The sequence below is a fragment of the Streptomyces sp. 11x1 genome, assembly GCF_032598905.1.
In the GTDB taxonomy this organism is placed as follows: Bacteria; Actinomycetota; Actinomycetes; order Streptomycetales; family Streptomycetaceae; genus Streptomyces.
Genome location: NZ_CP122458.1, coordinates 3650156 through 3674414, shown reverse-complemented (window position 1 = coordinate 3674414; position 24259 = coordinate 3650156). Strand labels below are relative to the sequence as shown.

Below are 24259 nucleotides of genomic sequence, written 5' to 3'. Positions count from 1 at the left end.
TGTGGGACGTTGCCCCGCGCGCTCGGCTCCTTCTCAGACGCGACGTCACATTCGGGAGCGTATGACCGGTGCCGGGTGCCCGCGAGCGGGGTGGGCCGGAGTGGGGGAGCCGCCCGGATGCGGCGGGCGGGGTGCCGCCCGCACGCCCGGGGCCTCACCCCGTCGAGGAGCGCCTCCTGATCTTCGAGCCCAGCCACACCAGCGGGTCGTACTTGCGGTCAGCCGCACGCTCCTTCAGCGGGATCAGCGCGTTGTCGGTGATCTTGATGCCCTCGGGGCAGACCTCCGTGCAGCACTTGGTGATGTTGCAGTAGCCGAGGCCGTGTTCGTCCTGGGCGGTCGTCTTGCGGTCGAGACCGCTGTCGGCCGCCGCGTCCAGGGGGTGCATGTCGAGCTCGGCGACCCGCATCAGGAAGCGGGGACCGGCGAACGCCGGCTTGTTCTCCTCGTGGTCGCGGACGACATGGCAGGTGTCCTGGCACAGGAAGCACTCGATGCACTTGCGGAACTCCTGCGAGCGGTCCACGTCCTCCTGCATCATCCGGTACTCGCCCGGGCCGAGGTCCTCGGGCGGTACGAAGGCCGGGACCTCGCGCGCCTTCTGGTAGTTGAAGCCGACGTCGGTGACGAGGTCGCGGACCACGGGGAAGGCGCGCAGGGGGGTGATGGTGATCGTCTCCTCCCGGGTGAACACCGACATGCGGGTCATGCACATCAGCCGGGGCCGCCCGTTGATCTCCGCCGAGCACGAACCGCACTTGCCCGCCTTGCAGTTCCAACGGACCGCCAGATCGGGGGCCTGCGTGGCCTGGAGGCGGTGGACGATGTCCAGCACCACCTCGCCGTCGTTGACCTCGACCGCGAAGTCCTCCAGGCCGCCGCCCCGCACATCGCCCCGCCACACCTTGAAGCGGGCCTCGTAGCTGCTCACTCGTACAGCTCCCCTTCGGCGAGGTACTTGACCAGCTCCTCCTTGTCGAACAGGGCGAGCAGGTCGGGACGGATGGGTTCGGTGGTCTCTCGGGTGAGGGCGATCGCGCCGACGGCGGCATCGCCTGTGGGATCGGCGGCCGGATCGGTGAGCCGGCACAACAGGTTGATCCGGCGCCAGTCGCGGTCCATCGTCGGATGGTCCTCGCGGGTGTGGCCGCCCCGGGACTCCGTGCGCTCCAGCGCGGCCCTCGCCACGCACTCGCTGACCAGCAGCATGTTGCGCAGGTCCAGGGCGAGATGCCAGCCCGGGTTGAACTGCCGGTGCCCCTCGACCCCCGCCCGGCGCGCCCGTACCCGCAGATCGGCGAGCCGCTCCAGCGCCTGTTCCATCTCGCCCTCGCGGCGGATGATGCCGACCAGGTCGTTCATGGCCTGCTGGAGTTCCTGGTGGAGGGTGTACGGGTTCTCCTGCGGCAGGCTTCCCGCCGCCTCGGGCTGCCCGGGCGTGGGGCCCTCGGCGGAGAACGGGCGCAGTGCCTCGGCGGCGGCCGTGTCGACCTCGATGTCGTCCACCGAAGGGCGCGCACCGGCCAGGCCCGCCGCGTACTCGGCCGCGTGCAGCCCGGCCCGGCGGCCGAAGACCAGCAGGTCGGAGAGGGAGTTGCCGCCCAGCCGGTTGGAGCCGTGCATCCCGCCGGCCACCTCACCGGCCGCGAACAGGCCCGGTACCCCGCGCGCCGCCGCCGTGTCCGACTCGACCGCGATCCCGCCCATCACGTAGTGACAGGTGGGCCCGACCTCCATGGCCTCCGCCGTGATGTCGACGTCCGCCAGCTCCTTGAACTGGTGGTACATGGAGGGGAGTCGGCGGCGGATGGTCTCCGCCGGCATCCGGGTCGACACGTCCAGGAAGACCCCGCCGTGCGGCGAGCCCCGGCCCGCCTTCACCTCGGCGTTGATGGCCCGCGCCACCTCGTCGCGCGGCAGCAGCTCGGGCGGGCGCCGGTTGTGGTCCGGGTCCTCGTACCAGCGGTCGCCCTCCTCCTCGGACTCCGCGTACTTCTCCTTGAAGACGTCCGGGATGTAGTCGAACATGAACCGCTTGTTCTCGGAGTTCCTGAGCACCCCGCCGTCGCCGCGCACCGACTCCGTGACGAGGATGCCCTTCACCGACGGCGGCCAGACCATGCCCGTCGGATGGAACTGCACGAACTCCATGTTCAGCAGCGGCGCGCCCGCGAGCAGCGCCAGCGCGTGACCGTCACCCGTGTACTCCCACGAGTTCGACGTCACCTTGAAGGACTTGCCGATGCCCCCGGTGGCGATGACGACGGCGGGCGCTTCGAGCACGAAGAACCGCCCCGACTCGCGCTCGTACGCGAACGCCCCGGACACCCGGTCGCCGTCCTTCAGCACCCGGGTGACCGTGCACTCCTGGAAGACCTTCAGCCGGGACTCGTAGTCACCGGTCTCCCTGTGGTCCTCCTGCTGCAGGGCGACGATCTTCTGCTGAAGGGTGCGGATCAGCTCCAGGCCCGTACGGTCGCCGACGTGGGCGAGGCGCGGGTACTCGTGGCCGCCGAAGTTGCGCTGCGAGATCCGGCCGTCCTTCGTACGGTCGAAGAGGGCGCCCCAGGTCTCCAGCTCCCAGACCCGGCCGGGGGCCTCCTTGGCGTGCAGCTCGGCCATCCGCCACTGGTTGAGGAACTTGCCGCCGCGCATGGTGTCGCGGAAGTGGACCTGCCAGTTGTCACCGGAGTTGACGTTGCCCATGGCGGCCGCGATACCGCCCTCGGCCATCACCGTGTGGGCCTTGCCGAACAGGGACTTGCAGATCACTGCCGTACGAGCGCCCCGCTCGCGGGCCTCGATCGCGGCGCGCAGTCCGGCGCCGCCGGCGCCGATCACGACGACGTCCCACTCCTGTCGCTCGACCACGGACATCAGAACAACCTCGGATCGTCGAAGGCGCCGGACGCGACCAGGTACACATAGAAGTCGGCGAGCGCCACGCTCACCAACGAGGCCCAGGCGAGCAGCATGTGACGGGCGTTCAGGCGGCCGACCCACTGCCACATCCGATAGCGCACGGGATGCTTGGAGAAGTGCTTGAGCTTGCCGCCGACGATGTGCCGGCACGAGTGGCAGGAGAGGGTGTACGCCCAGATCAGCACGATGTTGACCAGGAACACGAGGGTGCCGAGGCCCATGTGGCCCCACTCGTAGTGCTCGTCACGGAAGGCCAGGACCGTGTCGTAGGTGAGGATGCCGGCGACCAGCAGGGCGGCGTAGAAGAAGTACCGGTGCAGGTTCTGCAGGATCAGCGGGAATCGGGTCTCGCCCGAGTACTTCTTGTGCGGCTCGGCCACGGCGCAGGCGGGCGGGGACGCCCAGAAGCCCCGGTAGTAGGCCTTGCGGTAGTAGTAGCAGGTCAGGCGGAAGCCGAGCGGGAAGATCAGGATGATGATCGCCGGTGAGATGCCCCACCAGCCGCCGAAGATCTCCCAGTTGGGGCCGCCGTGCATGGGCTCGCAGCGTTCCGCCAGACAGGGCGAGTAGAACGGCGAGACGTACGGGGCCGCGTAGTAGTACTCGTCCGCGAAGGCCCGCCAGGTCGAGTACACGATGAAGGCGAGCAGCCCGGCGGCCGTGGCGGCGGGGGCCAGCCACCAGCGGTCGGTGCGCAGGTGCGGGTCGGAGATCGCGGCGCGCGTACGGGTCCGCACGCCGCCGTGCTGTGGAAGGGGTTCTGTTGCCGGTGGTTCCGTACCAGTGGCCAACGGGGGACTCCCGGTCGGGTTGGTTGTCGGGGTGGGCGGACGGCAGCGGTCAGGGGGCGCGGCGGCCGCGGGAGCCGAGGCCCTCGTCGTCCGAGTCCGTCCACAGGGAGCTGTCGTACGGGGTGTCGGGGATGGGGACGAGGTCGGGGCGGCGCGGCTTGGCCGGGGAGGCCGCGGCCTCGCTGAGCAGCGCGATGCTCTCGCGCAGGTGGTCGGCGTCGGTGCGGACGCGGCGTATCTCCAGACCGCTGCCGCCGAGTTGCTGTTCCAGGCGGTGTACGGACCGGGTCAGTTCGTCCAGGCAGCGCCGGACCGACGTCAAGTCGTCGTGCACGGACATGACTTGCCCTCGCTTTCAGGGGGTGTGGGCCCCAAGGCGGCAACGTTCATGCGCCTGCGAGTGTCGCGCGTCACACCTGCCGGTGGGAAGCGGTTTGCGGTTTTCTTTTGCGCGGGTGGGGTGGGGGCCGGGTGGGTGCGTTGTCGGGTGCGGCTCCGGTGGGGCTTCTCGCGCAGTTCCCCGCGCCCCTCAAAAGACCACGGCTCCGTGGCCTGAAAGACCACGGCTCTGTGGCCTGAAGGGCGACGGGGCCGCGGGCCTGAAGGATGACGGGGCCGCGGGCCTGAAGGATGACGGGGCCGCGGGCCTGAAGGATGACGGGGCCGCGGGATGAAAAGCACGGGGCGCAGCCCCGGCTTTTCAGGGGCGCGGGGAACTGCGCGAGCAACCCCCACCGGACCCGCACCCGACAACGCACCCACCCGCCCCCACCCCGGAGGGGCCGCGCGGCCAAACGGGTGGGTTCCGGCGCCCCCTCGTCGTGTCGGCGGCCCCGCGCCCGCGTCGTCCTCTTCAGTGGGCCGCATCCGTCTGATCAGCTCCATATACCGCCGAACGTGATCAGAGCCACCCCCGTCCCCGTTCTCCCACCGCGGAGCGAGGAGGTCGCCATGACGCCGATTCCCCACGACCGCGTTCGACCGCGCGCCCCGCGCCGCTCGCTGGTGTTCCTCGCCGCCGGCGTGCTCACGATGCCCGTGCTGAGCGGATGCGGTGAGGAGGACCCGGCGGGCAGGCCGGTCGCCGAGCAGGACATCGCGCCCGCCGCACGGAACCGGGTCGCCGACGGCGGCACCCTCCGCTGGGCCGTGGACGCCGTACCGGAGACGTTGAACACGTTCCAGGCGGACGCCGACCTGGCCACCGCGCGGATCGCCGGCGCCGTACTGCCGTCGATGTACCGCCTGGACGCCAGCGGGCGCCCCGAGCTCAACTCCGACTACGTGGAGTCCGCCAAGGTCGTCGAACGCGAGCCCCGGCAGGTCGTCCTCTACAAACTGAACCAGCAGGCCGTGTGGAGCGACGGCCGGGAGATCGGCGCCGCCGACTTCGCCGCCCAGTGGCGTGCCCTGTCCGGCAAGGACTCCGCGTACTGGACGGCCCGGAACGCCGGCTACGAACGCATCGAGAAGATCGAACGGGGCGAGAACGACCTGGAGGTCCGGGTCACCTTCGCCCGTCCGTACGCCGACTGGAAGTCGCTGTTCTCGCCGCTGTACCCGAAACAGGTGATGGGCACCCCGGACTCCTTCAACGACGGCGCCCGCAAGAAACTCAAGGTCACCGCCGGTCCGTTCGCCCTGAAGGGCATCGACCGCAAGGGCGGCGAGGTCACCCTCACCCGCAACCCCCGCTGGTGGGGCCGTACCGCCAAGCTGTCGACCCTGGTGCTGCGTGCCGTGCCGCGCGACGAGCGGGTCGAGGCGCTCGCCGGTGACAGGGTCGACATCGCCGAGATCGACTCGGTCCAGGCCGGGCGGATCACGCTCGCCCACCGTGACAAGAAGGACACAGGGGCGGCGGGGCCGCTCGCGCAGCGCGAATCCGCGCAGGCGCTGCGCTCCTGGGCCATCGCGCACGGCTCGGACGAGAAGGCCGCCGAGAACGAGATCGGCGCCCGGAAGAAGCGGCGCGAGGCCCTCGCCGAGTACACCGCCCAGCAGTCCGCCCTGCGCGGCATCACCGTGCGCCGCTCCCTGGAGCCCGCCTACACCCAGCTCGCCCTGAACGGTTCCGACGGCCCTCTCGCCGACGAGCGGGTCCGCCGCGCCGTGGCCCGCGCGATCGACCGGGAGAAGCTCGCCGAGCTCGTCCTGAAGCCGCTCGGGCTGCCCGCCGTCCCCGTCGGCAGCCACCTCGCCCTCGCCGGCCAGGCCGCCTACGCGGACAGCAGCGGCGCTCTCGGTGGCCAGGACACCGACGAGGCGCGTGCCCTCCTCGCCGACGCCGGCTGGGAACAGGGCGGCCCCCTCGCGCCCGGCAAGAAGGCGGCCGGCGCGGAGGGCGAGCGGGAGCACGGCTCCAAGGACGCCAAGGACTCCGAGGCCAAGGACGCCAAGGAGTCCGAGGACAAGGACGCCAAGGACGCCAAGGACGCCAAGGACAAGGAGCGCAAGGACTCCGGGGACTCCGAGGACTCGAAGGGCGCCCGGGACTCCCGGGGCTCCGCGGACGAGAGCACCTACATCGTCGGCCAGGACGACAAGCCCTCCGACGCGGGCCTCGACGCCGACGTCGACGAGCAGGAGGGCGAGCGGGGCGCGAACCTCGCTCAGGACGGCAAGCAGTTCAAGCCGGGCGGGGTGCCCGGCGCGTACGCGCCGCGCGGGACGCGGGCGCCCGCCGATGCCGCCAAGGGGCCCCTCGCCAAGAACGGCAAGCTGCTGACCCTGCGGTTCGTGCTGCCGTCGGGCCCGGGCACCGAGTCGCTGCGGGCCGTCGGCGAGCGGATCGCGGCCATGCTGGACCGCGTCGGGATCCGTACGGAGATCTCCAAGGTCGCGAACGAGAGCTACTTCAAGGACCACATCGCGAACGGGCAGTACGACCTCGCGCTGTACTCCTGGCCGACCTCTGCCTACCCCGCCACCGACGCCCGGCCGATCTACGCCAAGCCGGTGCCCGCCGCCGACGGCTCGCTGAACGTCGAGCAGAACTACACGCGCGTCGGCACCGACCGGGTCGACCAGCTCTTCGACCAGGCCGTGGCCAGCCTCGACGAGGGCAGGACGCGCTCCCTGATCCGCAAGGCGGACGCCCGGATCTGGGCCGCCGCCGGGTCCATCCCCCTCTACCAGCGGCCCCAGCTGGTCGCCGTCCGCACCGGCCTCGCGAACGCGGGTGCCTTCGGCTTCCAGACTCCGTACTACGAGGACATGGGCTTCCTGAAGAAGGGCGCCAAGGGGCCGGCACGGCCCACGGGCAAGCAGTCCGCCGAGCAGCGGCCGGTCGACGGATAGCGGACCGTCCCTGACGGACCCCGGCCGCCGCCCCGTATCGCACGGGGCGGCGGCCGACGTACGCGGGCCGGGCGGCCCGGAACCCGTCTGAGCTGGGGCTGAGCCGGTCCGAGCTGGGCCGGAGCGGCCCGGGGAGCCTCGGTGCCCGCGGCCCCGTACCATGGGGTGAGGCCGTGGCGTGTCCAGCCCGGCAGGGTCCGCGCGACACAGATGTCAGCGCAGGCCGTCCTCACACTCCGGGAGAAGCGCCTCACTATGGCCACGCGCCACGACATCCGCAACGTTGCCATCGTCGCCCACGTCGACCACGGCAAGACCACTCTGGTCGACGCCATGCTCAAGCAGGCCGGTGCCTTCGCCGCGCACGCCGCCGAGTCGCTCGACGACCGCATGATGGACTCGAACGACCTGGAGCGTGAGAAGGGCATCACGATCCTCGCCAAGAACACGGCGGTCAAGTACCACCCGAAGGATGGCGGCGACGTCATCACCATCAACATCATCGACACCCCCGGCCACGCCGACTTCGGCGGCGAGGTCGAGCGCGGTCTGTCGATGGTCGACGCGGTGGTCCTGCTCGTCGACGCCTCCGAGGGGCCGCTGCCGCAGACCCGCTTCGTGCTCCGCAAGGCGCTCCAGCAGCGCCTGCCCGTCATCCTGTGCATCAACAAGACGGACCGCGCGGACTCGCGCATCGACGAGGTCGTCAACGAGACCTACGACCTCTTCCTCGACCTCGACGCCGACGAGGACCAGATCGAGTTCCCCATCGTCTACGCGTGTGCGCGTGACGGTGTCGCCTCGCTGACCAAGCCGGAGGACGGCACCGTCCCGGCCGACAGCAACAGCCTGGAGCCGTTCTTCTCCACGATCCTGTCGCACGTCCCGGCCCCGTCGTACGACGAGGAGGCCCCGCTCCAGGCGCACGTCACCAACCTGGACGCCGACAACTTCCTCGGCCGTATCGCGCTGCTCCGCGTCGAGCAGGGCGAGCTGCGCAAGGGCCAGACCGTCACGTGGATCAAGCGTGACGGCACGATGTCCAACGTGCGCATCACCGAGCTGCTGATGACCGAGGCGCTCACCCGCAAGCCCGCAGAGGTGGCCGGACCGGGTGACATCTGCGCCGTCGCCGGTATCTCGGACATCATGATCGGCGAGACCCTGGCCGACCCCGAGAACCCGATCGCGCTGCCGCTGATCACGGTCGACGAGCCGGCGATCTCGATGACCATCGGCACGAACACCTCGCCGCTGGTCGGCCGTGGCGGCACGGGCAAGGGCGCGGACAACAAGGCCGCGGTCAAGGACCGCAAGGTGACCGCCCGTCAGGTCAAGGACCGCCTGGACCGCGAGCTGATCGGTAACGTCTCCCTCCGTGTGCTCGACACCGAGCGCCCGGACGCCTGGGAGGTCCAGGGCCGTGGTGAGCTGGCGCTGGCCATCCTGGTGGAGCAGATGCGCCGTGAGGGCTTCGAGCTGACCATCGGCAAGCCCCAGGTCGTCACCAAGGAGGTCGACGGCAAGATCTACGAGCCCGTCGAGCGCATGACGATCGACGTGCCCGAGGAGCACATGGGCGCGGTCACGCAGCTCATGGGTGTCCGCAAGGGCCGGATGGACAACATGTCGAACCACGGCTCCGGCTGGGTGCGCATGGAGTTCGTCGTGCCGTCCCGCGGCCTCATCGGCTTCCGGACCGAGTTCCTGACGCAGACCCGCGGCACGGGCATCGGGCACTCCATCCACGAGGGCCACGAGCCCTGGTTCGGCGCGCTCCAGACCCGTAACAACGGCTCGCTCGTCGCGGACCGCGCCGGTGCCGTCACGGCGTTCGCGATGACGAACCTCCAGGAGCGCGGTGTGCTCTTCACGGAGCCCGGCACCGAGGTGTACGAGGGCATGATCGTCGGTGAGAACTCGCGCTCCGACGACATGGACGTGAACATCACCAAGGAGAAGAAGCTCACGAACATGCGGTCCTCCTCGGCCGACTCGTTCGAGGCCATCGTGCCGCCGCGCAAGCTCTCCCTGGAGCAGTCCCTGGAGTTCTGCCGCGACGACGAGTGTGTCGAGGTGACCCCGGAGGCCGTGCGCATCCGCAAGGTCAACCTGGACGCCCGCGAGCGCGCGCGTGCCGCGAGCCGCGCCAAGCACGGCTGACGTTCGGCCGACACGGCTGACGCTGCGTCAATTGCCTTGAGCGAAGCCCCGGTTCTCCGCGTACTGGAGGACCGGGCTTCCGGCCTGCCCGCATACGGGGGAGATGCGGTGGGGATGCAGGGGATTCGGGGGAGCGTGTGAAGAGGCCGCGGGGGAGGCTGGACTTCCGTGCGCGATCTTTCGGTTCACTGTCTGTGTGCTGTGAAGCGCTGTTCGGATATCGGTGTTCCAGCGATCAAGTTTCGGACATGTAAACAAAAATCGTTCCGCGTATGCCCGATTCGCCGGGTTCTCGTCTCACCTGTCAAGCGCGACCAGGTGTCAATCTTTGCAATTTTTGCTCAAAATATGGACGGTAGGGAGATCCCTATGCCTTCCGCCCTTGACGCGCGTTGACCCGTTTGGCGAAAGTTCCCCCAAACCACAGAACCTGCCGGTATCTGTGCTGCGCTCAACTCTCCAACCCCCCGGGGGAAGAACAGACATGACCAGTCCAACCAAGGCCGAGGGCTCCGGGTCCGCGGTCGCCTTGGACCCCGAGCTCGAGACGACCGCCGAGGTCGCCAAGGGCGAGAAGAAGCTTGAGGGTCGTTCCCCCGGGCAGTTGATGTGGCAACGGTTCAAGCGGGACCGTACTGGAGTCGTCTCCGCGTGCGTAGTGATTTTCTTCTTCGTCGTCGCAGCGCTCGCGCCGGTCATCTCGAGCCTGTACGGCAAGGACCCGTACACGCTGTACGCGCAGGAGCCCGACTACCCGTTCCTGCTGGACGACTTCGCGATGCCCACCGGTTCCTTCGGTGGCATGTCGGGTGACTTCTGGTTCGGCGTCGAGCCGAAGCTGGGCCGCGACGTGTTCACGATGCTGCTGTACGGCATGCGGACGTCGCTGTACATGGCGGTCATCGTCACGCTGTTCAGCGTGACCACCGGTGTCCTCATCGGCATGATCGGCGGCTTCTTCGGCGGCCGTGTCGACTACTGGGTGGGCCGGATCACCGACTTCTTCCTCGGTTTCCCGCAGCAGCTGTTCTTCATCGCCTTCATGCCGGTCGTCACCGCGCTGTTCGTCGACCCGCGTGACGAGACGCCGACCTATCTGCGGGCCGTGGCCATCGTCCTGGTGATGTGGTTCCTCGGCTGGATGGGTCTCGCCCGCCTGGTGCGCAGCTCCGTACTCTCCCTGCGCGAGCGTGAGTTCGTGGAGGCGGCCAAGGTGTCCGGGGCCTCGCCCTGGCGCATCGTCCGCAAGGAGATCCTGCCGAACATCGTCACCCCGATCCTGGTGCAGGGCACGTACATCCTGCCCAGCACGATCCTCTCCATCGCCTTCCTCTCGTTCGTCGGTGTCGGCTTCCCCGAGCCGACCCCCGACTGGGGCCGCATGTTCGCCCTCGGCGCCAAGGTCTACGAGCAGGACCCGATGTTCATGTTCTTCCCGGGCGTGGCGATGGTGATCTTCGTGCTCTGCTTCAACCTTCTCGGCGACTCCGTCCGGGACGCATTCGACCCCAAGACCGGACGCTAATCGTCCATTGGTGGGTGGGGGGACTGCCGCCCCCGACCCGGGTTCTCCCGGGCCGTCAGGCAGTACTCGTGGACAACTATCGACAGGTAGGTGCATAGGCATCATGAAGCCCATCAGAAACCGCACCACGCGCGCCGTGGCCGTCGCCCTCGTGGCCGGTTCGCTCGCGCTGGCCGGCTGCGCGGACAACGGCAAGAGCAACACGAAGGACACCTCCAAGAGCAAGGAGGACGCCGCCGAGCAGTCGAAGCCTGTCGCTTACGGTGACGCCGCTGCGTCCACCGGCCCGGCCGAGGAAGTCAAGGGCGCCAAGTCCGGCGGTGTCATCAACGTCTACCAGCAGTCGGACATCACCCACCTGGACCCGGGCCAGATCTACGTCTCCGACGCCGGTCAGCTCGCGAACCTGATCCACCGCGGTCTGACGAACTACCAGGAGGACGACAAGGGCAACCTGACGGTCGTCGGTGACATCGCCACCGACTCCGGCAAGTCCTCCGACGGCGGCAAGACCTGGACGTACACGCTCAAGGATGGCATCAAGGACGAGGACGGCAACGTCATCACCTCGGCCGACGTCCGCCACACCATCGAGCGCCAGTACTCCAAGGTCATCTTCGACGGCCCGTCGTACATCCAGAGCTGGCTGTCGGGCTCCGACTACCGCAAGGCGCTGCCGGACGGTCCGTACAAGGGCAAGCACCTCCCGGACTCCGTCCTGGAGACCCCGGACGACAAGACGGTCGTCTTCCACTTCGACCAGCCGCGCCCGGACCTGCCCCAGGCCCTGGCCATGGCCGGCTACGCCATCGTGCCCGAGAAGCAGGACACGAAGGAGAAGTACGACAAGGCGCCGGCCTCCCTCGGCCCTTACAAGATCTCCGAGCTCAAGGCCGGCAAGTCGCTGAAGCTGGTCAAGAACGACCAGTGGGACCCGAAGACGGACTCGGTGCGCCACCAGTACGTCGACGGCTACAACTTCACCAACACCATCGACCAGGCCAGCCAGACCAAGCGTCTGATCGCCGACCAGGGCGAGGCCAAGAACGCCATCCAGTTCACGGACTCCGTGGACCCGGCGCAGATGTCGACGGTCATCGGCAATGCCGAGACCAAGAAGCGCACCATCCAGGGCTACCAGCCCTACGTGTGGCAGCTGAACTTCAACCTTGACAGTGCCAAGGTGAAGGACAAGAAGGTCCGCGACGCGATCACGTACGCGCTCCCGTCCCAGGCCATGGTCCAGGCCGACGGTGGCCGCTACGGCGGTGAGGTCGCCGGTGGTCTGCTGGCGCCGACGCTGCCGGGCTACGACGCGTCGTACGACCCGTTCGGCAAGACCAAGAAGCCCAACGGTGACCTGGAGAAGGCCAAGGAGCTGCTGAAGGAGGCGGGTGTCGAGGAGGGCACCAAGCTCACCTACGCCTACTCCAACACTCCGCGCGGCCAGGCTCAGCAGGTGATCATCAAGGACGCGCTGGGCAAGCTCGGCTTCGACGTCCAGGCCAAGGAGGTCGACCGGGCCAGCTTCTACGAGCAGGTCGGCAAGCTGGACAACCCGTACGACATCTACATGACCGGCTGGGGCCAGGACTGGTCCTCCCCGTCCACGGTCATCACGCCGGTCTACGACGGCACCCTCATCGCCGACGGTGCCTCGAACTACTCGCACATCAACGACGACAAGGTCAACGCCCTCATCAAGAAGGCGCTGACCGAGGAGCCCGAGGCTGCCGCCAAGACGTGGGAAGAGGCTCACCACCGCATCGTGGAGGAGATCAACCCGGCCGCCCCGGTCTACTACTCGAAGCAGATCCAGCTCTTCGGATCGAACATCGGTGGTGCCCGGTACAGCACGGAGTCGAGCTACATCGACATCAACGACCTGTTCCTGAAGCAGCCGTAATCCGTCAGCCCGGCTGATCCGCGGGGGTGTGCGCCAGGCGGAGCGCACCCCCGCGGTCGGTACCACCCCCTCCGACCGCCGCGTTTTCGAAGAGAGCATCCACCCGCCATGCTTCAGTTCCTCATCCGCAGGCTGATCGGCGCCGTCGTCATCATGTTCCTGATCGGCGCCTTCACGTTCTTCCTGTTCTATACGATCCCCCAAGACTTCGCGCAGCTGTCCTGCGGCAAGAACTGCTCCCCCGAGAACATCGCGGTCATCAGAGAGAACCTCGGTCTCGACAAGCCCATCACCACGCAGTTCTGGGAGTTCATGTCCGGCATAGTGGTCGGCCGGGACTTCGCGGTGGGGCACTGCTCAGCACCTTGCCTGGGCATGTCCTTCCACAGCGGTGACTTCGTCTGGGACTCCATCGTCGACAGCTTCCCGCTCACCCTGTCGCTGACCCTCGGCGGTCTGCTCATCTTCCTGGTGTTCGGCCTCGGTACCGGTCTGCTCGCCGCCTGGAAGCGCGGCACCGCCGTCGACAAGGCCGTCAGCGGCGCCTCGATGGTGCTCAGCTCCTTCCAGATCTACTTCCTCGGCCCGATCGTCCTCGGCATCTTCGTCTACAGCACGGGCTGGATGGAGAGTCCCAAGTACGTGCCGCTCAGCGATGATCCGGGGGGCTGGTTCATGGGCCTGCTGATCCCCTGGGCCGTCATGGCCACCATCTTCACCGCCCAGTACACGCGTATGGCCCGCTCGACCATGATCGAGCAGCTCTCGGAGGAACACGTCCGCACGGCCCGGGCCAAGGGCATGAAGCAGCGGTACGTATTCTTCCGTTATGCCTGGCGTGGTTCACTCATCCCGATCGTCACCATCATCGGCATGGACCTGAGCGCGCTGCTGTCCGGCGCGGTCGTCACGGAATTCACCTTCGACCTGGCCGGCCTCGGGCGTCTCGCGGTCAACTCCTCGCTCGACAAGGACATCCCGCTGACGATGGGCGTGATGCTGTTCGGCGCCTTCTTCATCCTGTTGCTGAACATCATCGTGGACATCGCCTACGCCTACATCGACCCGCGCGTGCGCCTCAGCTAGGAGAAATACCGTGACCACTCTGACCAAGACCGAAGGTGAGAAGGCCCCGACCGGGCCGGAGGCCTTCCTCTCGGTCCGCGACCTGCGGGTGCGGTTCTCCACCGAGGACGGCATAGTCAAGGCCGTCGACGGGCTCTCCTTCGACGTCGAGCGCGGCAAGACGCTGGGCATCGTGGGTGAGTCGGGCTCCGGCAAGTCCGTGACCAACCTGACCGTCCTCGGTCTGCACAACCCCAGGAGCACCACCGTCGAGGGCGAGATCATCCTCGACGGGAAGGAACTCGTCACCGCCAAGGAGAAGGAGCTGGAGCAGCTCCGCGGCAACAAGGTGGCGATGATCTTCCAGGACCCGCTGACGGCGCTCTCGCCGTACTACACGGTGGGCCGGCAGATCGCCGAGCCGTTCATGAAGCACACCGGCGCCTCCAAGAAGGAGGCCCGGCAGCGGGCGATCGAGATGCTGGCCAAGGTCGGCATCCCGCATCCGCAGACCCGCGTGGACGACTACCCGCACCAGTTCTCCGGCGGCATGCGCCAGCGCGCCATGATCGCCATGGCCCTGGTCTGCGACCCCGACCTGCTGATCGCGGACGAGCCGACCACGGCGCTCGACGTGACCGTCCAGGCGCAGATCCTCGACCTGCTCAAGGATCTGCAGCAGGAGTTCGGTTCCGCGATCATCTTCATCACCCACGACCTCGGCGTCATCTCCGACATGGCCGACGACCTGCTGGTGATGTACTCGGGCCGGGCCGTGGAGCGCGGCAGCGTCCGTGAGGTGCTGCGCAACCCCAAGCACCCCTACACCTGGGGTCTGCTCAGCTCGATGCCCCGCCTCGGCGGCGACACCGCGCAGGCGCTCACCCCGATCCCGGGGTCCCCGCCCAGCCTGCTCAACCCGCCCACCGGCTGCCCGTTCCACCCGCGCTGCGCGTTCACCGGTGAGGTCACCGGCAACCGCTGCAGCACGGAGCGGCCGCCGCTCGGCGAGGGGCGTGCCTCTGCCTGCCACCTGACGGCGGACCAGAAGCAGTCCATCTTCATCGACAAGATCCAGCCCCGGCTGCGCTAGGGAGAACCGAGATCATGAGCGACAACCTCACCCTCCCCGCACAGCAGGGCTCCCAGGACACCGCGGCCGAGACGCTGCTCCGGGTCGAGGGGCTGACGAAGCACTTCCCCATCTACGGCGGCTTCCCGATCAAACGCAAGGTCGGTGCGGTCCAGGCCGTGGACGGCATCGACCTGACCGTCGGGGTCGGCGAGAGCGTCGGTCTGGTCGGTGAGTCGGGCTGTGGCAAGTCCACGACCGGGCGGCTGATCACCCGGCTCCTGGAGCCCACCGGCGGGAAGATCACCTACCAGGACCAGGACATCACCCACGCCTCGCGCAAGCAGCTGGCGCCGGTGCGGTCCGAGATCCAGATGATCTTCCAGGACCCGTACTCCTCCCTCAACCCGCGGCAGACGGTCGGCACGATCATCAAGTCGCCGATGGAGGTCAACGGGATCAACCCCGAGGGCGGCCGGGAGAACAAGGTCCGCGAGCTCCTCGAACTGGTCGGTCTCAACCCCGAGCACTACAACCGCTTCCCGCACGAGTTCTCCGGTGGTCAGCGCCAGCGCATCGGTGTGGCCCGCGCGCTCGCCCTGAACCCGAAGCTGATCGTCGCGGACGAGCCGGTCTCGGCGCTGGACGTGTCGATCCAGGCGCAGGTCGTCAACCTCCTCCAGAAGGTCCAGGAGGAGCTGGGCATCGCGTTCCTCTTCATCGCGCACGACCTCGCCATCGTCCGGCACTTCTCGAAGCGCGTCGCGGTCATGTACCTCGGCAAGATCGTCGAGGTCGCGGACCGGGACTCGCTCTACAACCGGCCCCGCCACCCGTACACCCACGCCCTGCTCTCGGCGGTGCCCGAGGTGGCGATCGACGACGAGGTCGAGGCCAAGGAGCGGATCCGGCTCGCCGGTGACGTGCCCTCGCCGATCTCGCCGCCGTCCGGCTGCCGCTTCCGGACGCGGTGCTGGAAGGCCCAGGACAAGTGCGCCTCCGAGGAGCCGCCGCTGGTCCAGCTCTCCGGCAACCTGCCCGGCCACCTGACAGCCTGCCACTTCCCGGAGGACCCGACGACGGAGGCCCGCGCCGAGGACGTCGTACTGGACCCGGGGCTGAAGGCGCTGGAGGACAGCACGCCGGAGGAGTCGGGCGCGAAGGTCGCCAAGGACTGACGCAAGGGGTCGGACCGGGCCTAAGAGTTGGACCGGCGGGGCAAGTCGGTCCCGATCGGGTTCGGCCCGGCCGAGTCCGGTCGGTTCGAGTACGGCTCGTTCGAGTCTTCGAGGGCTCGTCGTACGACGGTGGTGGTCCCGGTGACGGGGCCGTCGGCGCGGTACGGCGGGCCCTCTTCCGTGCAGAGCTGCTGTCGACGGGGGCGTGCGACCAGATGAGGACGGGTTCCGGAGGACCGGTCGGCGACGGTACGGCCACCACCGTCCTCTTCGACGTGGACGGGGTACTGCTCGACACCGCCGACGCGCACGGCAGGGTCTGGCAGGCCTGGGCACGGGAGCGGGGGCTGGACCCCGAGGCCGTGTGGCAGGCCACGCAGGGGCGCCGACGGGCCGACATCCTGAGATCGCTGGCCCCGGAGCGGGACCCGGCCGGCGAACACCAAGCCCTGGACCGGCTGATGGCCGCCGAGGAGCCCGGCATCCGGGCCTTCGACGGGGCCGCCGGGCTGCTGCGTGCCCTGCCGCCGGGCCGCTGGGCCGTCGTCACCTCCAGCCGCGCCGAGCCCACCGCCGCCCGGCTCGCCCGTACGGGGCTGGTGGTGCCCGAGGTACGGGTCTGCGCCGAGGACGTGTCCGAAGGCAAGCCGTCGCCCGAGGGCTACTTGACCGCCGCCGCACGCCTGGGCGCCGACCCGGCACGCTGCCTGGTCGTCGAAGACGCGCCGGCGGGCGTCGCGGCGGGGCTCGCGGCCGGCTGTACGGTGTACGCGGTGGCGTCCACGCACCACCCAGACGAACTCCGGGGCGCGCACGGGTGTTTCGGGTCGCTGAGGGAGGCGGCGGAGGGCGTGCTGCGGGCTGTGGGCGGAGACCGTGCCCGGTAGGAAATCGGTGGCGGGCCGTGGCGGGCGGCGAGACCCTGGTCCGCGACCGAGACCCGGTCGGCGACACCGTTCCGACCCGGGCCGGCGGACCACGGACGTCCCACCCGCACACCCACTCACGACGGAGAACCCAGTTGAGCCCCACGCCCCCCGCCATCCACAGCATCACCATCGACTGCACGGGCGACCCGTACGACCTCGCCCTCTTCTGGAGCGAACTGCTCGGCAGGCCCCTGGCCGATGACGACAAGCCCGGTGACCCGGAGGCGCTGATCGCGGATCCGTCCGGTGGGCCGCGGCTGCTGTTCGTCCGGGTGCCCGAGGGCAAGTCGGCGAAGAACCGGCTCCACTTCGACCTGAAGCCGCACGGCCGCACCCGGGCCGAGGAGGTCGAGCGGGCAATCGGGCTGGGCGCCCGCGTGATCGCGGACCACACCCGCCCCGACGGCGGCGGCTGGGTCCTCATGGCCGACCCCGAGGGCAACGAATTCTGCGTGGAGCGGGGCGAGTTGGGATGATCCACGCCCTCGGTGCGGGCCGCCCGTCAGGTTGAGCTGTCGCCCGCCCGGCCGTAACGGCGGAACGCGGCGGTCTCCACCGATCAGGCACCGAACGGCACCTTGTCGCCGAAGATGTACGGATCCTTGCGGGAGTACCGGCCCCTGCACGGGTCGGAATGCACCTCGATGGTGCCCGTGCGAGGGGCGACGATCATGTAGTGGGCGATCCCCATGGCGGGGTACTCGGTGAGCTTCTCGCCGTAGTCGTTGTCGGGGTTGGACGGTGAGACGATCTCGATGACGGCCAGCACCTGGGTGGCGTCCACGGTCAGGCCTTCCTCGTCGAGCACCTCTTCCGGGATGACGACGGCGTCGGGGCGTCGCATGCGGCCGATCGACGGGTGCTCGATCTCCGGGCCGTTCTCGGACTCGCTGGGGTTGATCCAGCGGCTTCTGTATCCCCTGCTCTAGGGAGCATCCGGCTTCAGGAAGGCGCGCATGGCCCAGCTCAGGTGGCAGAAGTCCAGCTACAGCGAGGGTGGCGCCGATACCTGCGTCGAGATAGCCGCCCCCACAACCAGCCGCCCCCACCTCCGCGAAAGCGCCACCCCCGAGACCGTCATCGCCACCACGCCCGCGGCCCTGCGCGCCTTCCTCGGCGGAGTCAAGGGCGGGACCCTCGGCCGGGCCCCGGGGCGCACGGGCTGAAGCGGTCGGGCAGGCCCGCGCCGCAACGGAGGCTTCCTGGGGGGCGCGGCCCTGGCTGTCGGCAAGTGGGCGCCCAGTCCCGCAGCACAAGCAGGAAACCCCAGGTGGGGGCCGCTCCGAGTGGAACTCTGCGGACACTCGTGACCAGACCCGTCCTCGGGCAGTGCAAGGCCCGGCAGGTGGGCGTGCAGACGTGGCCGCGCCCGACCCCGACCGCGCCCCTCGCCCCGACCGCGCCCCCCGCCCCCGCCCCGCCGCGCCAGAGGCAGTGAGTACGTACATCCGGAGGGAGACGTTCCCCCGGACGGGCCGAGTGACGTGCGCCATGGGTGCAACCGGTCGATATTGACCGGTATCGGAACAGCGCACCCGCGCTGGAGCACAGCGCAGTACCACAGGCCACTGCGCTCTCACGAGGAGGCACCCATGCGTGGAGCCACGCACGCCCGATGGATCGCCGGCGCGGCGGCGGTGGCCCTCGCCGCGACCGCCTGCGGTGGCGACGACGGCGACGGCGGCAGCGGCAGCAGTGACGCCGGCGCGGTGCTCAGCTCCTCCTGGGGCGACCCGCAGAACCCGCTGGAGCCGGCCAACACCAACGAGGTGCAGGGCGGCAAGGTGCTGGACATGATCTTCCGCGGGCTGAAGCGGTACGACCCCAAGACCGGCGAGGCGAAGGACATGCTCGCCGAGACCATCGAGACGACCGACTCGCAGAACTTCACCATCACCGTCAAGGACGGCTGGACCTTCCAGAACGGCGAGAAGGTCACCGCCAAGTCCTTCGTGGACGCCTGGAACTACGGGGCGAGCCTGAAGAACAACCAGAAGAACGCGTACTTCTTCGAGTACATCGAGGGCTACGACAAGACCCACCCGGACGACGGCAGCCAGCAGACCGCCGACACCCTCTCCGGGCTGAAGGTCGTCGACGAGAACACCTTCACGGTCAAGCTCACCCAGAAGTTCTCGACCTTCCCCGACACCCTCGGCTACAACGCCTTCGCCCCGCTGCCGCAGTCGTTCTTCACCGACCACGACGCCTGGCTCGCCAAGCCCGTCGGCAACGGCCCCTACGCCGTCGACTCCTACACCAAGGGCTCCCAGCTGTCGGTGCGCAAGTGGGACGACTACCCGGGCGAGGACAAGGCACAGAACGGCGGCGTGGACCTCAAGGTCTACACCGACAACAACACCGCCTACACCGACCTGATGGCGGGCAACCTCGACCTCGTCGACGACGTCCCCGCCGCCCAGCTGAAGAACGTCGAGGCCGACCTCGGCGACCGGTACATCAACACCCCGGCCGGCATCATCCAGACGCTGTCCTTCCCGTTCTACGACGAGGACTGGAACAAGGAGGGCTCGGACAAGGTCCGTGAAGGGCTCTCGCGGGCCATCGACCGCGACCAGATCACCGACACCATCTTCCAGAAGACCCGCACCCCCGCCACCGACTGGACCTCCCCCGTCCTCGGCGAGGAGGGCGGCTACAAGAAGGGCCTGTGCGGTGACGCCTGCGAGTACGACGCGGACGCGGCCAAGAGGCTGATCCAGGAGGGCGGCGGGCTCCCCGGCGGCCAGGTCAAGATCACGTACAACGCGGACACCGGCTCCCACAAGCAGTGGGTCGACGCCGTCTGCAACTCCATCAACAACGCCCTCGACAACGACAAGGCGTGCGTCGGCAACCCGGTCGGCACCTTCGCCGACTACCGCAACCAGATCACCCAGCGGAAGATGAGCGGCCCGTTCCGGGCCGGCTGGCAGATGGACTACCCGCTCATCCAGAACTTCCTGCAGCCGCTGTACTACACCAACGCCTCTTCCAACGACGGCAAGTGGTCCAACGCCGACTTCGACAAGCTGGTGGACGAGGCCAACGCCGAGTCCGACACCACCAAGGCCGTGGAGACGTTCCAGAAGGCCGAGGAGGTCGTCCGGGACAACATGGCCGCCATCCCGCTCTGGTACCAGAACGGCAGCGCGGGCTACTCGGCGCGGCTGTCCGACGTCTCCCTGAACCCGTTCAGCGTGCCGGTGTACGACCAGATCAAGGTCGGCTGATCCTCCGTGGGACGGTACGTCGCCCGGCGCCTGCTCCAGATGATCCCGGTCTTCGTGGGCGCCACCCTCCTGATCTTCCTGATGGTGAACGTGATGGGCGACCCCATCGCGGGCCTCTGCGGCGACCGGGAGTGCGATCCGGCGACGGCCGCCCAGCTCAGACGGGAGTTCGGCCTCGACAAGCCCGTGGGGCAGCAGTACCTGACCTACATGGGCAACGTCTTCACCGGCGACTTCGGCACCGCGTTCAACGGGCAGGAGGTCACCGAGCTGATGGCCTCCGCCTTCCCCGTCACCATCCGGCTGACGATCGTCGCGATCCTCTTCGAGATCGTCATCGGCATCACCCTCGGTGTCGTCACCGGTCTGCGACGCGGGCGGCCCGTCGACACCGGGGCCCTGGTGATCACCCTGGTCGTCATCTCCGTCCCCACCTTCGTCACCGGTCTGCTGCTCCAGCTGCTGCTCGGCGTGGAGTGGGGCTGGATCAGTCCGTCGGTCTCCTCCGACGCCACCTTCGACGAGCTGATCGTCCCCGGGCTCGTCCTCGCCTCCGTCTCCCTCGCCTACGTCACCCGCCTCACCCGGACGTCCATCGCGGAGAACACCCGCGCCGACTACGTCCGCACCGCCGTCGCCAAGGGGCTGCCCCGGCACCGGGTGATCCGCAAGCACCTCCTGCGGAACTCCCTGATCCCGGTGGTCACCTTCATCGGCACCGACATCGGCGCGCTGATGGGCGGCGCCATCGTCACCGAGCGGATCTTCAACATCCACGGCGTCGGATACCAGCTCTACCAGGGCATCCTCCGCCAGAACACCCAGACCGTCGTCGGCTTCGTGACCGTCCTGGTCCTGGTGTTCCTCATCGCCAACCTGCTCGTCGACCTCCTCTACGCCGTACTCGACCCGAGGATCCGCTATGCCTGAGCCCCAGCCGGAGGAGCCGCACGTGTCGGGCGGCCAGCGCGTCCCCGAGGGCGGGGCGATCGCCGCGACGGGGCAGGACGGCACGATGGACCTGGCCACCACCGAGGGGGAGACCTTGGAGAAGCGGCTCGGCAACGCCGACGCGGGCGGCCCGGCCGACAAGGCCCGTAGCCTCTGGTCCGACGCCTGGCGCGACCTGCGGCGCAACCCCGTCTTCATCATCTCGGCCCTGGTGATCCTCTTCCTGGTCGTCATCTCCCTCTGGCCGTCGCTGATCGCCTCCGGCAACCCCCTCAAGTGCGACCTCTCCAAGGCTCAGGAGGGCGCGCAACCCGGACACCCGTTCGGGTACGACGGGCAGGGCTGCGACGTCTACACCCGTACCGTCTACGGGGCGCGGGTCTCCATCGCCGTCGGCGTCTGCGCGACGCTCGGCGTCGCGATCCTCGGGTCGGTGCTCGGCGGCCTCGCCGGGTTCTTCGGCGGGTTCTCGGACTCGATCCTCTCCCGGATCACCGACGTCTTCTTCGCGATCCCGGTGGTCCTCGGCGGCCTGGTGCTGCTCTCCGTGGTCACCAGCAACAGCATCTGGCCCGTGATCGGTTTCATGGTGCTGCTGGGCTGGCCGCAGATCTCCCGCATCGCCCGGGGCTCGGTCATCACCGCCAAGCAGAACGACTACGTGCAGGCCGCCCGCGCCCTCGGGGCCTCCAACTCCCGCATGCTGCTGCGCCACATCACCCCGAACGCGGTTGCCCCGGTCATCGTCGTGGCCACCATCGCCCTCGGCACGTACATCGCCTTGGAGGCGACCCTGTCCTACCTGGGCGTCGGCCTGAAACCGCCGCGCGTCTCCTGGGGGATCGACATCTCCGCCGCCTCCCCGTACATCCGCAACGCCCCGCACGCCCTGCTGTGGCCCTCCGGCGCCCTGGCGATCACCGTCCTCGCGTTCATCATGCTGGGCGACGCGGTGCGCGACGCCCTCGATCCGAAGTTGAGGTGAGGTGTCGTCATGCTGCTCGAAGTGCGTGGTCTGCACGTGGAGTTCCGCACCCGGGACGGGGTCGCCAAGGCCGTCAACGGGGTCGACTACGGGGTGGACGAGGGGCAGACGCTGGCCGTGCTCGGGGAGTCCGGCTCCGGGAAGTCGGTCACCGCGCAGGCGATCATGGGCATCCTCGACATGCCGCCCGGCAGGATCACCGGCGGCGAGATCCTCTTCAAGGGCCGGGACCTGCTGAAGCTCAAGGAGGACGAGCGCCGCAAGGTCCGGGGCGCCGAGATGGCGATGATCTTCCAGGACGCCCTGTCCTCCCTCAACCCCGTCCTCTCCGTCGGCGACCAGCTCGGCGAGATGTTCGTCGTGCACCGGGGCATGTCGAAGAAGGACGCCCGCGCCAAGGCCGTCGAGCTGATGGACCGGGTCCGCATCCCGGCCGCCAAGGAGCGCGTACGGGACTATCCGCACCAGTTCTCCGGCGGCATGCGCCAGCGCATCATGATCGCCATGGCGCTGGCCCTCGAACCCGCGCTGATCATCGCCGACGAACCGACGACCGCGCTGGACGTCACCGTCCAGGCCCAGGTCATGGACCTCCTCGCCGAACTCCGACGCGAGCTGGACATGGGCCTGATCCTCATCACCCACGACCTCGGCGTCGTCGCGGACGTCGCCGACCGCATCGCCGTGATGTACGCGGGCCGGATCGTGGAGTCCGCGCCCGTCCACGACATCTACAAGGCCCCGGCCCACCCGTACACGCGCGGCCTGCTCGACTCGATCCCGCGCCTGGACCAGAAGGGCCAGGAGCTCTACGCCATCAAGGGCCTGCCGCCCAACCTCATGGACATCCCGCCCGGCTGCGCCTTCAACCCCCGCTGCCCGATGGCCCGGGACGTGTGCCGGACCGACGTACCCCCGCTGTACGACGTGGAGCCGGCGGACGGGATCCGGCTGAGCGCCTGCCACTTCTGGAGGGAGTGCCTCGATGACCACGACATCCACGACCGCCCCACCGGCTGAGCCGATCCTGGAGGTCAACGGTCTGGTCAAGCACTACCCGCTCACCGAGGGCATCCTCTTCAAGAAGCAGGTGGGCGCCGTGAAGGCGGTCGACGGCGTCGACTTCGCCCTCGGCCGGGGCGAGACCCTCGGCATCGTCGGCGAGTCCGGCTGCGGCAAGTCCACGGTCGCCAAGATGCTGGTCCACCTGGAACGGCCGACCGCCGGATCGATCCGCTACAAGGGCGAGGACGTCACCAAGCTCTCCGGCCGGGCGCTCAAGACCGTCCGCCGCAACATCCAGATGGTCTTCCAGGACCCGTACACCTCCCTCAACCCCCGGATGACCGTGGGCGACATCATCGGGGAGCCGTACGACATCCACCCCGAGGTCGCGCCGAAGGGCGACCGTCGGCGCCGGGTGCAGGAACTCCTCGACGTGGTCGGCCTCAACCCCGAGTACATCAACCGCTATCCGCACCAGTTCTCCGGCGGCCAGCGCCAGCGCATCGGCATCGCCCGGGGGCTGGCGCTCCGCCCCGAGATCATCGTCGCCGACGAACCCGTCTCCGCCCTGGACGTCTCCGTCCAGGCCCAGGTCATCAACCTGCTGGACCGCCTCCAGGGCGAGTTCGGACTGTCGTACGTCTTCATCGCCCACGACCTGTCCATCGTGCGGCACATCTCCGACCGGGTCGGGGTGATGTACCTGGGGCGGATCGTGGAGATCGGCCGGGACGCCGAGATCTACGACCACCCGACGCATCCCTACACCCAGGCCCTGCTGTCCGCCGTGCCCGTCCCGGACCCCGAGGCCCGTGAACACCGGGAACGGATCATCCTCTTCGGTGATGTGCCCTCCCCGACGAACATCCCCTCCGGGTGCCGCTTCCGTACGCGGTGCTGGAAGGCCCGGGAGCGCTGTGCGCTGGAGGTGCCGCTGCTGGCGGTCCCCGCGGAGTTCCGGCTCACCACCGGCCCGGCCGCCCATGACTCGGCCTGCCATTTCGCGGAGGAGAAACAGGTGGTGCCGCCGGAGGAACCGGAGGACGAGCAGAGGGACGGCCGGACGGTCGATCGGACGGATGATCAGACGGACGATCAGACGAATGAGGCTGAATAAGCCTACAAATCCACACCAAATGCGTTAACACGCAGGCAACTTAGCCGACGCGGTTCCGATATACGGACGCGCGAATCTACTACGCGTACGGCCGTGCGGGTGCCGTAAACGGGCCGG

At 68.8% G+C, this 24259-nt stretch carries 19 protein-coding genes and 1 pseudogene; 15 read left to right on the top strand and 5 right to left on the bottom strand.

Annotated elements, in window-relative coordinates:
- Window positions 1-154: 154 nt before the first annotated feature.
- The 4 genes from P8T65_RS15855 to P8T65_RS15840 are packed head-to-tail and all read right to left on the bottom strand — an operon-like array spanning window position 155 to window position 4053.
- Window positions 155-931: a succinate dehydrogenase/fumarate reductase iron-sulfur subunit gene (locus P8T65_RS15855; RefSeq protein ID WP_316726010.1), complete on the bottom strand. Its 777-nt coding sequence runs from the start codon at window positions 929-931 to the stop codon at window positions 155-157.
- Window positions 928-2877, bottom strand: coding sequence for a fumarate reductase/succinate dehydrogenase flavoprotein subunit (locus P8T65_RS15850; protein WP_316726009.1), 1950 nt, complete (start codon window positions 2875-2877; stop codon window positions 928-930). The genes P8T65_RS15855 and P8T65_RS15850 overlap by 4 nt, the downstream gene beginning before the upstream one ends.
- Complete coding sequence (locus P8T65_RS15845) at window positions 2877-3713, bottom strand: hypothetical protein (RefSeq protein ID WP_316726008.1); 837 nt, start codon at window positions 3711-3713, stop codon at window positions 2877-2879. Before P8T65_RS15845 ends, P8T65_RS15850 begins: the two co-directional genes overlap by 1 nt.
- Window positions 3714-3762: 49 nt before the next feature.
- On the bottom strand, window positions 3763-4053 hold the full coding sequence (locus tag P8T65_RS15840) for a hypothetical protein (RefSeq protein ID WP_316726007.1): 291 nt from the start codon (window positions 4051-4053) through the stop codon (window positions 3763-3765).
- 611 nt (window positions 4054-4664) lie between these two features.
- Between P8T65_RS15840 and P8T65_RS15835 the strand changes: the two genes are divergently transcribed.
- The 9 genes from P8T65_RS15835 to P8T65_RS15795 all read left to right on the top strand — a co-directional run bounded on the left by P8T65_RS15835 (window position 4665) and on the right by P8T65_RS15795 (window position 17327).
- Window positions 4665-7013: an ABC transporter family substrate-binding protein gene (locus P8T65_RS15835; protein WP_316726006.1), complete on the top strand. Its 2349-nt coding sequence runs from the start codon at window positions 4665-4667 to the stop codon at window positions 7011-7013.
- A 255-nt stretch (window positions 7014-7268) separates the two neighbouring features.
- Window positions 7269-9176 (top strand): translational GTPase TypA, encoded by a 1908-nt coding sequence (gene typA / locus P8T65_RS15830; RefSeq protein WP_316726005.1) that lies wholly within the window; start codon window positions 7269-7271, stop codon window positions 9174-9176.
- Between the two features lie 484 nt (window positions 9177-9660).
- Window positions 9661-10701: an ABC transporter permease gene (locus P8T65_RS15825; RefSeq protein ID WP_316726004.1), complete on the top strand. Its 1041-nt coding sequence runs from the start codon at window positions 9661-9663 to the stop codon at window positions 10699-10701.
- A gap of 103 nt (window positions 10702-10804) precedes the next feature.
- On the top strand, window positions 10805-12607 hold the full coding sequence (locus tag P8T65_RS15820) for an ABC transporter substrate-binding protein (RefSeq protein ID WP_316726003.1): 1803 nt from the start codon (window positions 10805-10807) through the stop codon (window positions 12605-12607).
- A 108-nt stretch (window positions 12608-12715) separates the two neighbouring features.
- Entirely contained in the window at window positions 12716-13693 is a 978-nt protein-coding gene (locus P8T65_RS15815) for an ABC transporter permease (RefSeq protein WP_230219920.1), read from the top strand.
- Between the two features lie 10 nt (window positions 13694-13703).
- Complete coding sequence (locus tag P8T65_RS15810; protein ID WP_316726002.1) at window positions 13704-14765, top strand: ABC transporter ATP-binding protein; 1062 nt, start codon at window positions 13704-13706, stop codon at window positions 14763-14765.
- 14 nt (window positions 14766-14779) lie between these two features.
- The gene (locus P8T65_RS15805; RefSeq protein WP_316726001.1) at window positions 14780-15922 is read left to right on the top strand and encodes an oligopeptide/dipeptide ABC transporter ATP-binding protein; all 1143 of its coding nucleotides are present in this window, start codon (window positions 14780-14782) and stop codon (window positions 15920-15922) included.
- A gap of 215 nt (window positions 15923-16137) precedes the next feature.
- On the top strand, window positions 16138-16809 hold the full coding sequence (locus tag P8T65_RS15800) for an HAD-IA family hydrolase (protein ID WP_316726000.1): 672 nt from the start codon (window positions 16138-16140) through the stop codon (window positions 16807-16809).
- A gap of 134 nt (window positions 16810-16943) precedes the next feature.
- On the top strand, window positions 16944-17327 hold the full coding sequence (locus P8T65_RS15795) for a VOC family protein (RefSeq protein ID WP_316725999.1): 384 nt from the start codon (window positions 16944-16946) through the stop codon (window positions 17325-17327).
- Window positions 17328-17410: 83 nt separating this feature from the next.
- Here the strand turns inward: P8T65_RS15795 and P8T65_RS15790 are convergent.
- Window positions 17411-17731, bottom strand: a pseudogene (locus P8T65_RS15790) (Uma2 family endonuclease); the annotation flags it as partial.
- 76 nt (window positions 17732-17807) lie between these two features.
- Here P8T65_RS15790 and P8T65_RS15785 point away from each other — a divergent pair.
- The 6 genes from P8T65_RS15785 (at window position 17808) to P8T65_RS15760 (ending at window position 24142) form a co-directional block, all read left to right on the top strand.
- Window positions 17808-18017: a DUF397 domain-containing protein gene (locus P8T65_RS15785; protein WP_316725997.1), complete on the top strand. Its 210-nt coding sequence runs from the start codon at window positions 17808-17810 to the stop codon at window positions 18015-18017.
- 426 nt (window positions 18018-18443) lie between these two features.
- A complete protein-coding gene (locus tag P8T65_RS15780; RefSeq protein WP_316725996.1) occupies window positions 18444-20084 on the top strand; it encodes an ABC transporter substrate-binding protein in 1641 nt (546 codons plus the stop codon).
- Between the two features lie 6 nt (window positions 20085-20090).
- Complete coding sequence (locus P8T65_RS15775) at window positions 20091-21014, top strand: ABC transporter permease (protein WP_033525531.1); 924 nt, start codon at window positions 20091-20093, stop codon at window positions 21012-21014.
- Window positions 21007-22020, top strand: a complete 1014-nt coding sequence (locus P8T65_RS15770) for an ABC transporter permease (protein ID WP_316725995.1) — start codon at window positions 21007-21009, stop codon at window positions 22018-22020. Before P8T65_RS15775 ends, P8T65_RS15770 begins: the two co-directional genes overlap by 8 nt.
- A gap of 9 nt (window positions 22021-22029) precedes the next feature.
- On the top strand, window positions 22030-23040 hold the full coding sequence (locus P8T65_RS15765; RefSeq protein WP_316725994.1) for an ABC transporter ATP-binding protein: 1011 nt from the start codon (window positions 22030-22032) through the stop codon (window positions 23038-23040).
- A complete protein-coding gene (locus tag P8T65_RS15760) occupies window positions 23006-24142 on the top strand; it encodes a dipeptide ABC transporter ATP-binding protein (protein ID WP_316725993.1) in 1137 nt (378 codons plus the stop codon). Before P8T65_RS15765 ends, P8T65_RS15760 begins: the two co-directional genes overlap by 35 nt.
- Window positions 24143-24259 lie beyond the last annotated feature (117 nt).

Bases quoted from the DNA above. Each gene is read 5' to 3' on its own strand.
- P8T65_RS15760 (WP_316725993.1), top strand. From the start codon at position 23,006: ATGACCACGACATCCACGACCGCCCCACCGGCTGAGCCGATCCTGGAG.
- P8T65_RS15805 (WP_316726001.1), top strand. From the start codon at position 14,780: ATGAGCGACAACCTCACCCTCCCCGCACAGCAGGGCTCCCAGGACACC.
- P8T65_RS15840 (WP_316726007.1), bottom strand. From the start codon at position 4,053: ATGTCCGTGCACGACGACTTGACGTCGGTCCGGCGCTGCCTGGACGAA.
- P8T65_RS15820 (WP_316726003.1), top strand. From the start codon at position 10,805: ATGAAGCCCATCAGAAACCGCACCACGCGCGCCGTGGCCGTCGCCCTC.
- P8T65_RS15825 (WP_316726004.1), top strand. From the start codon at position 9,661: ATGACCAGTCCAACCAAGGCCGAGGGCTCCGGGTCCGCGGTCGCCTTG.
- P8T65_RS15800 (WP_316726000.1), top strand. From the start codon at position 16,138: ATGAGGACGGGTTCCGGAGGACCGGTCGGCGACGGTACGGCCACCACC.
- P8T65_RS15765 (WP_316725994.1), top strand. From the start codon at position 22,030: ATGCTGCTCGAAGTGCGTGGTCTGCACGTGGAGTTCCGCACCCGGGAC.
- P8T65_RS15815 (WP_230219920.1), top strand. From the start codon at position 12,716: ATGCTTCAGTTCCTCATCCGCAGGCTGATCGGCGCCGTCGTCATCATG.
- P8T65_RS15835 (WP_316726006.1), top strand. From the start codon at position 4,665: ATGACGCCGATTCCCCACGACCGCGTTCGACCGCGCGCCCCGCGCCGC.
- P8T65_RS15770 (WP_316725995.1), top strand. From the start codon at position 21,007: ATGCCTGAGCCCCAGCCGGAGGAGCCGCACGTGTCGGGCGGCCAGCGC.
- P8T65_RS15785 (WP_316725997.1), top strand. From the start codon at position 17,808: ATGGCCCAGCTCAGGTGGCAGAAGTCCAGCTACAGCGAGGGTGGCGCC.
- typA (WP_316726005.1), top strand. From the start codon at position 7,269: ATGGCCACGCGCCACGACATCCGCAACGTTGCCATCGTCGCCCACGTC.
- P8T65_RS15780 (WP_316725996.1), top strand. From the start codon at position 18,444: ATGCGTGGAGCCACGCACGCCCGATGGATCGCCGGCGCGGCGGCGGTG.
- P8T65_RS15850 (WP_316726009.1), bottom strand. From the start codon at position 2,877: ATGTCCGTGGTCGAGCGACAGGAGTGGGACGTCGTCGTGATCGGCGCC.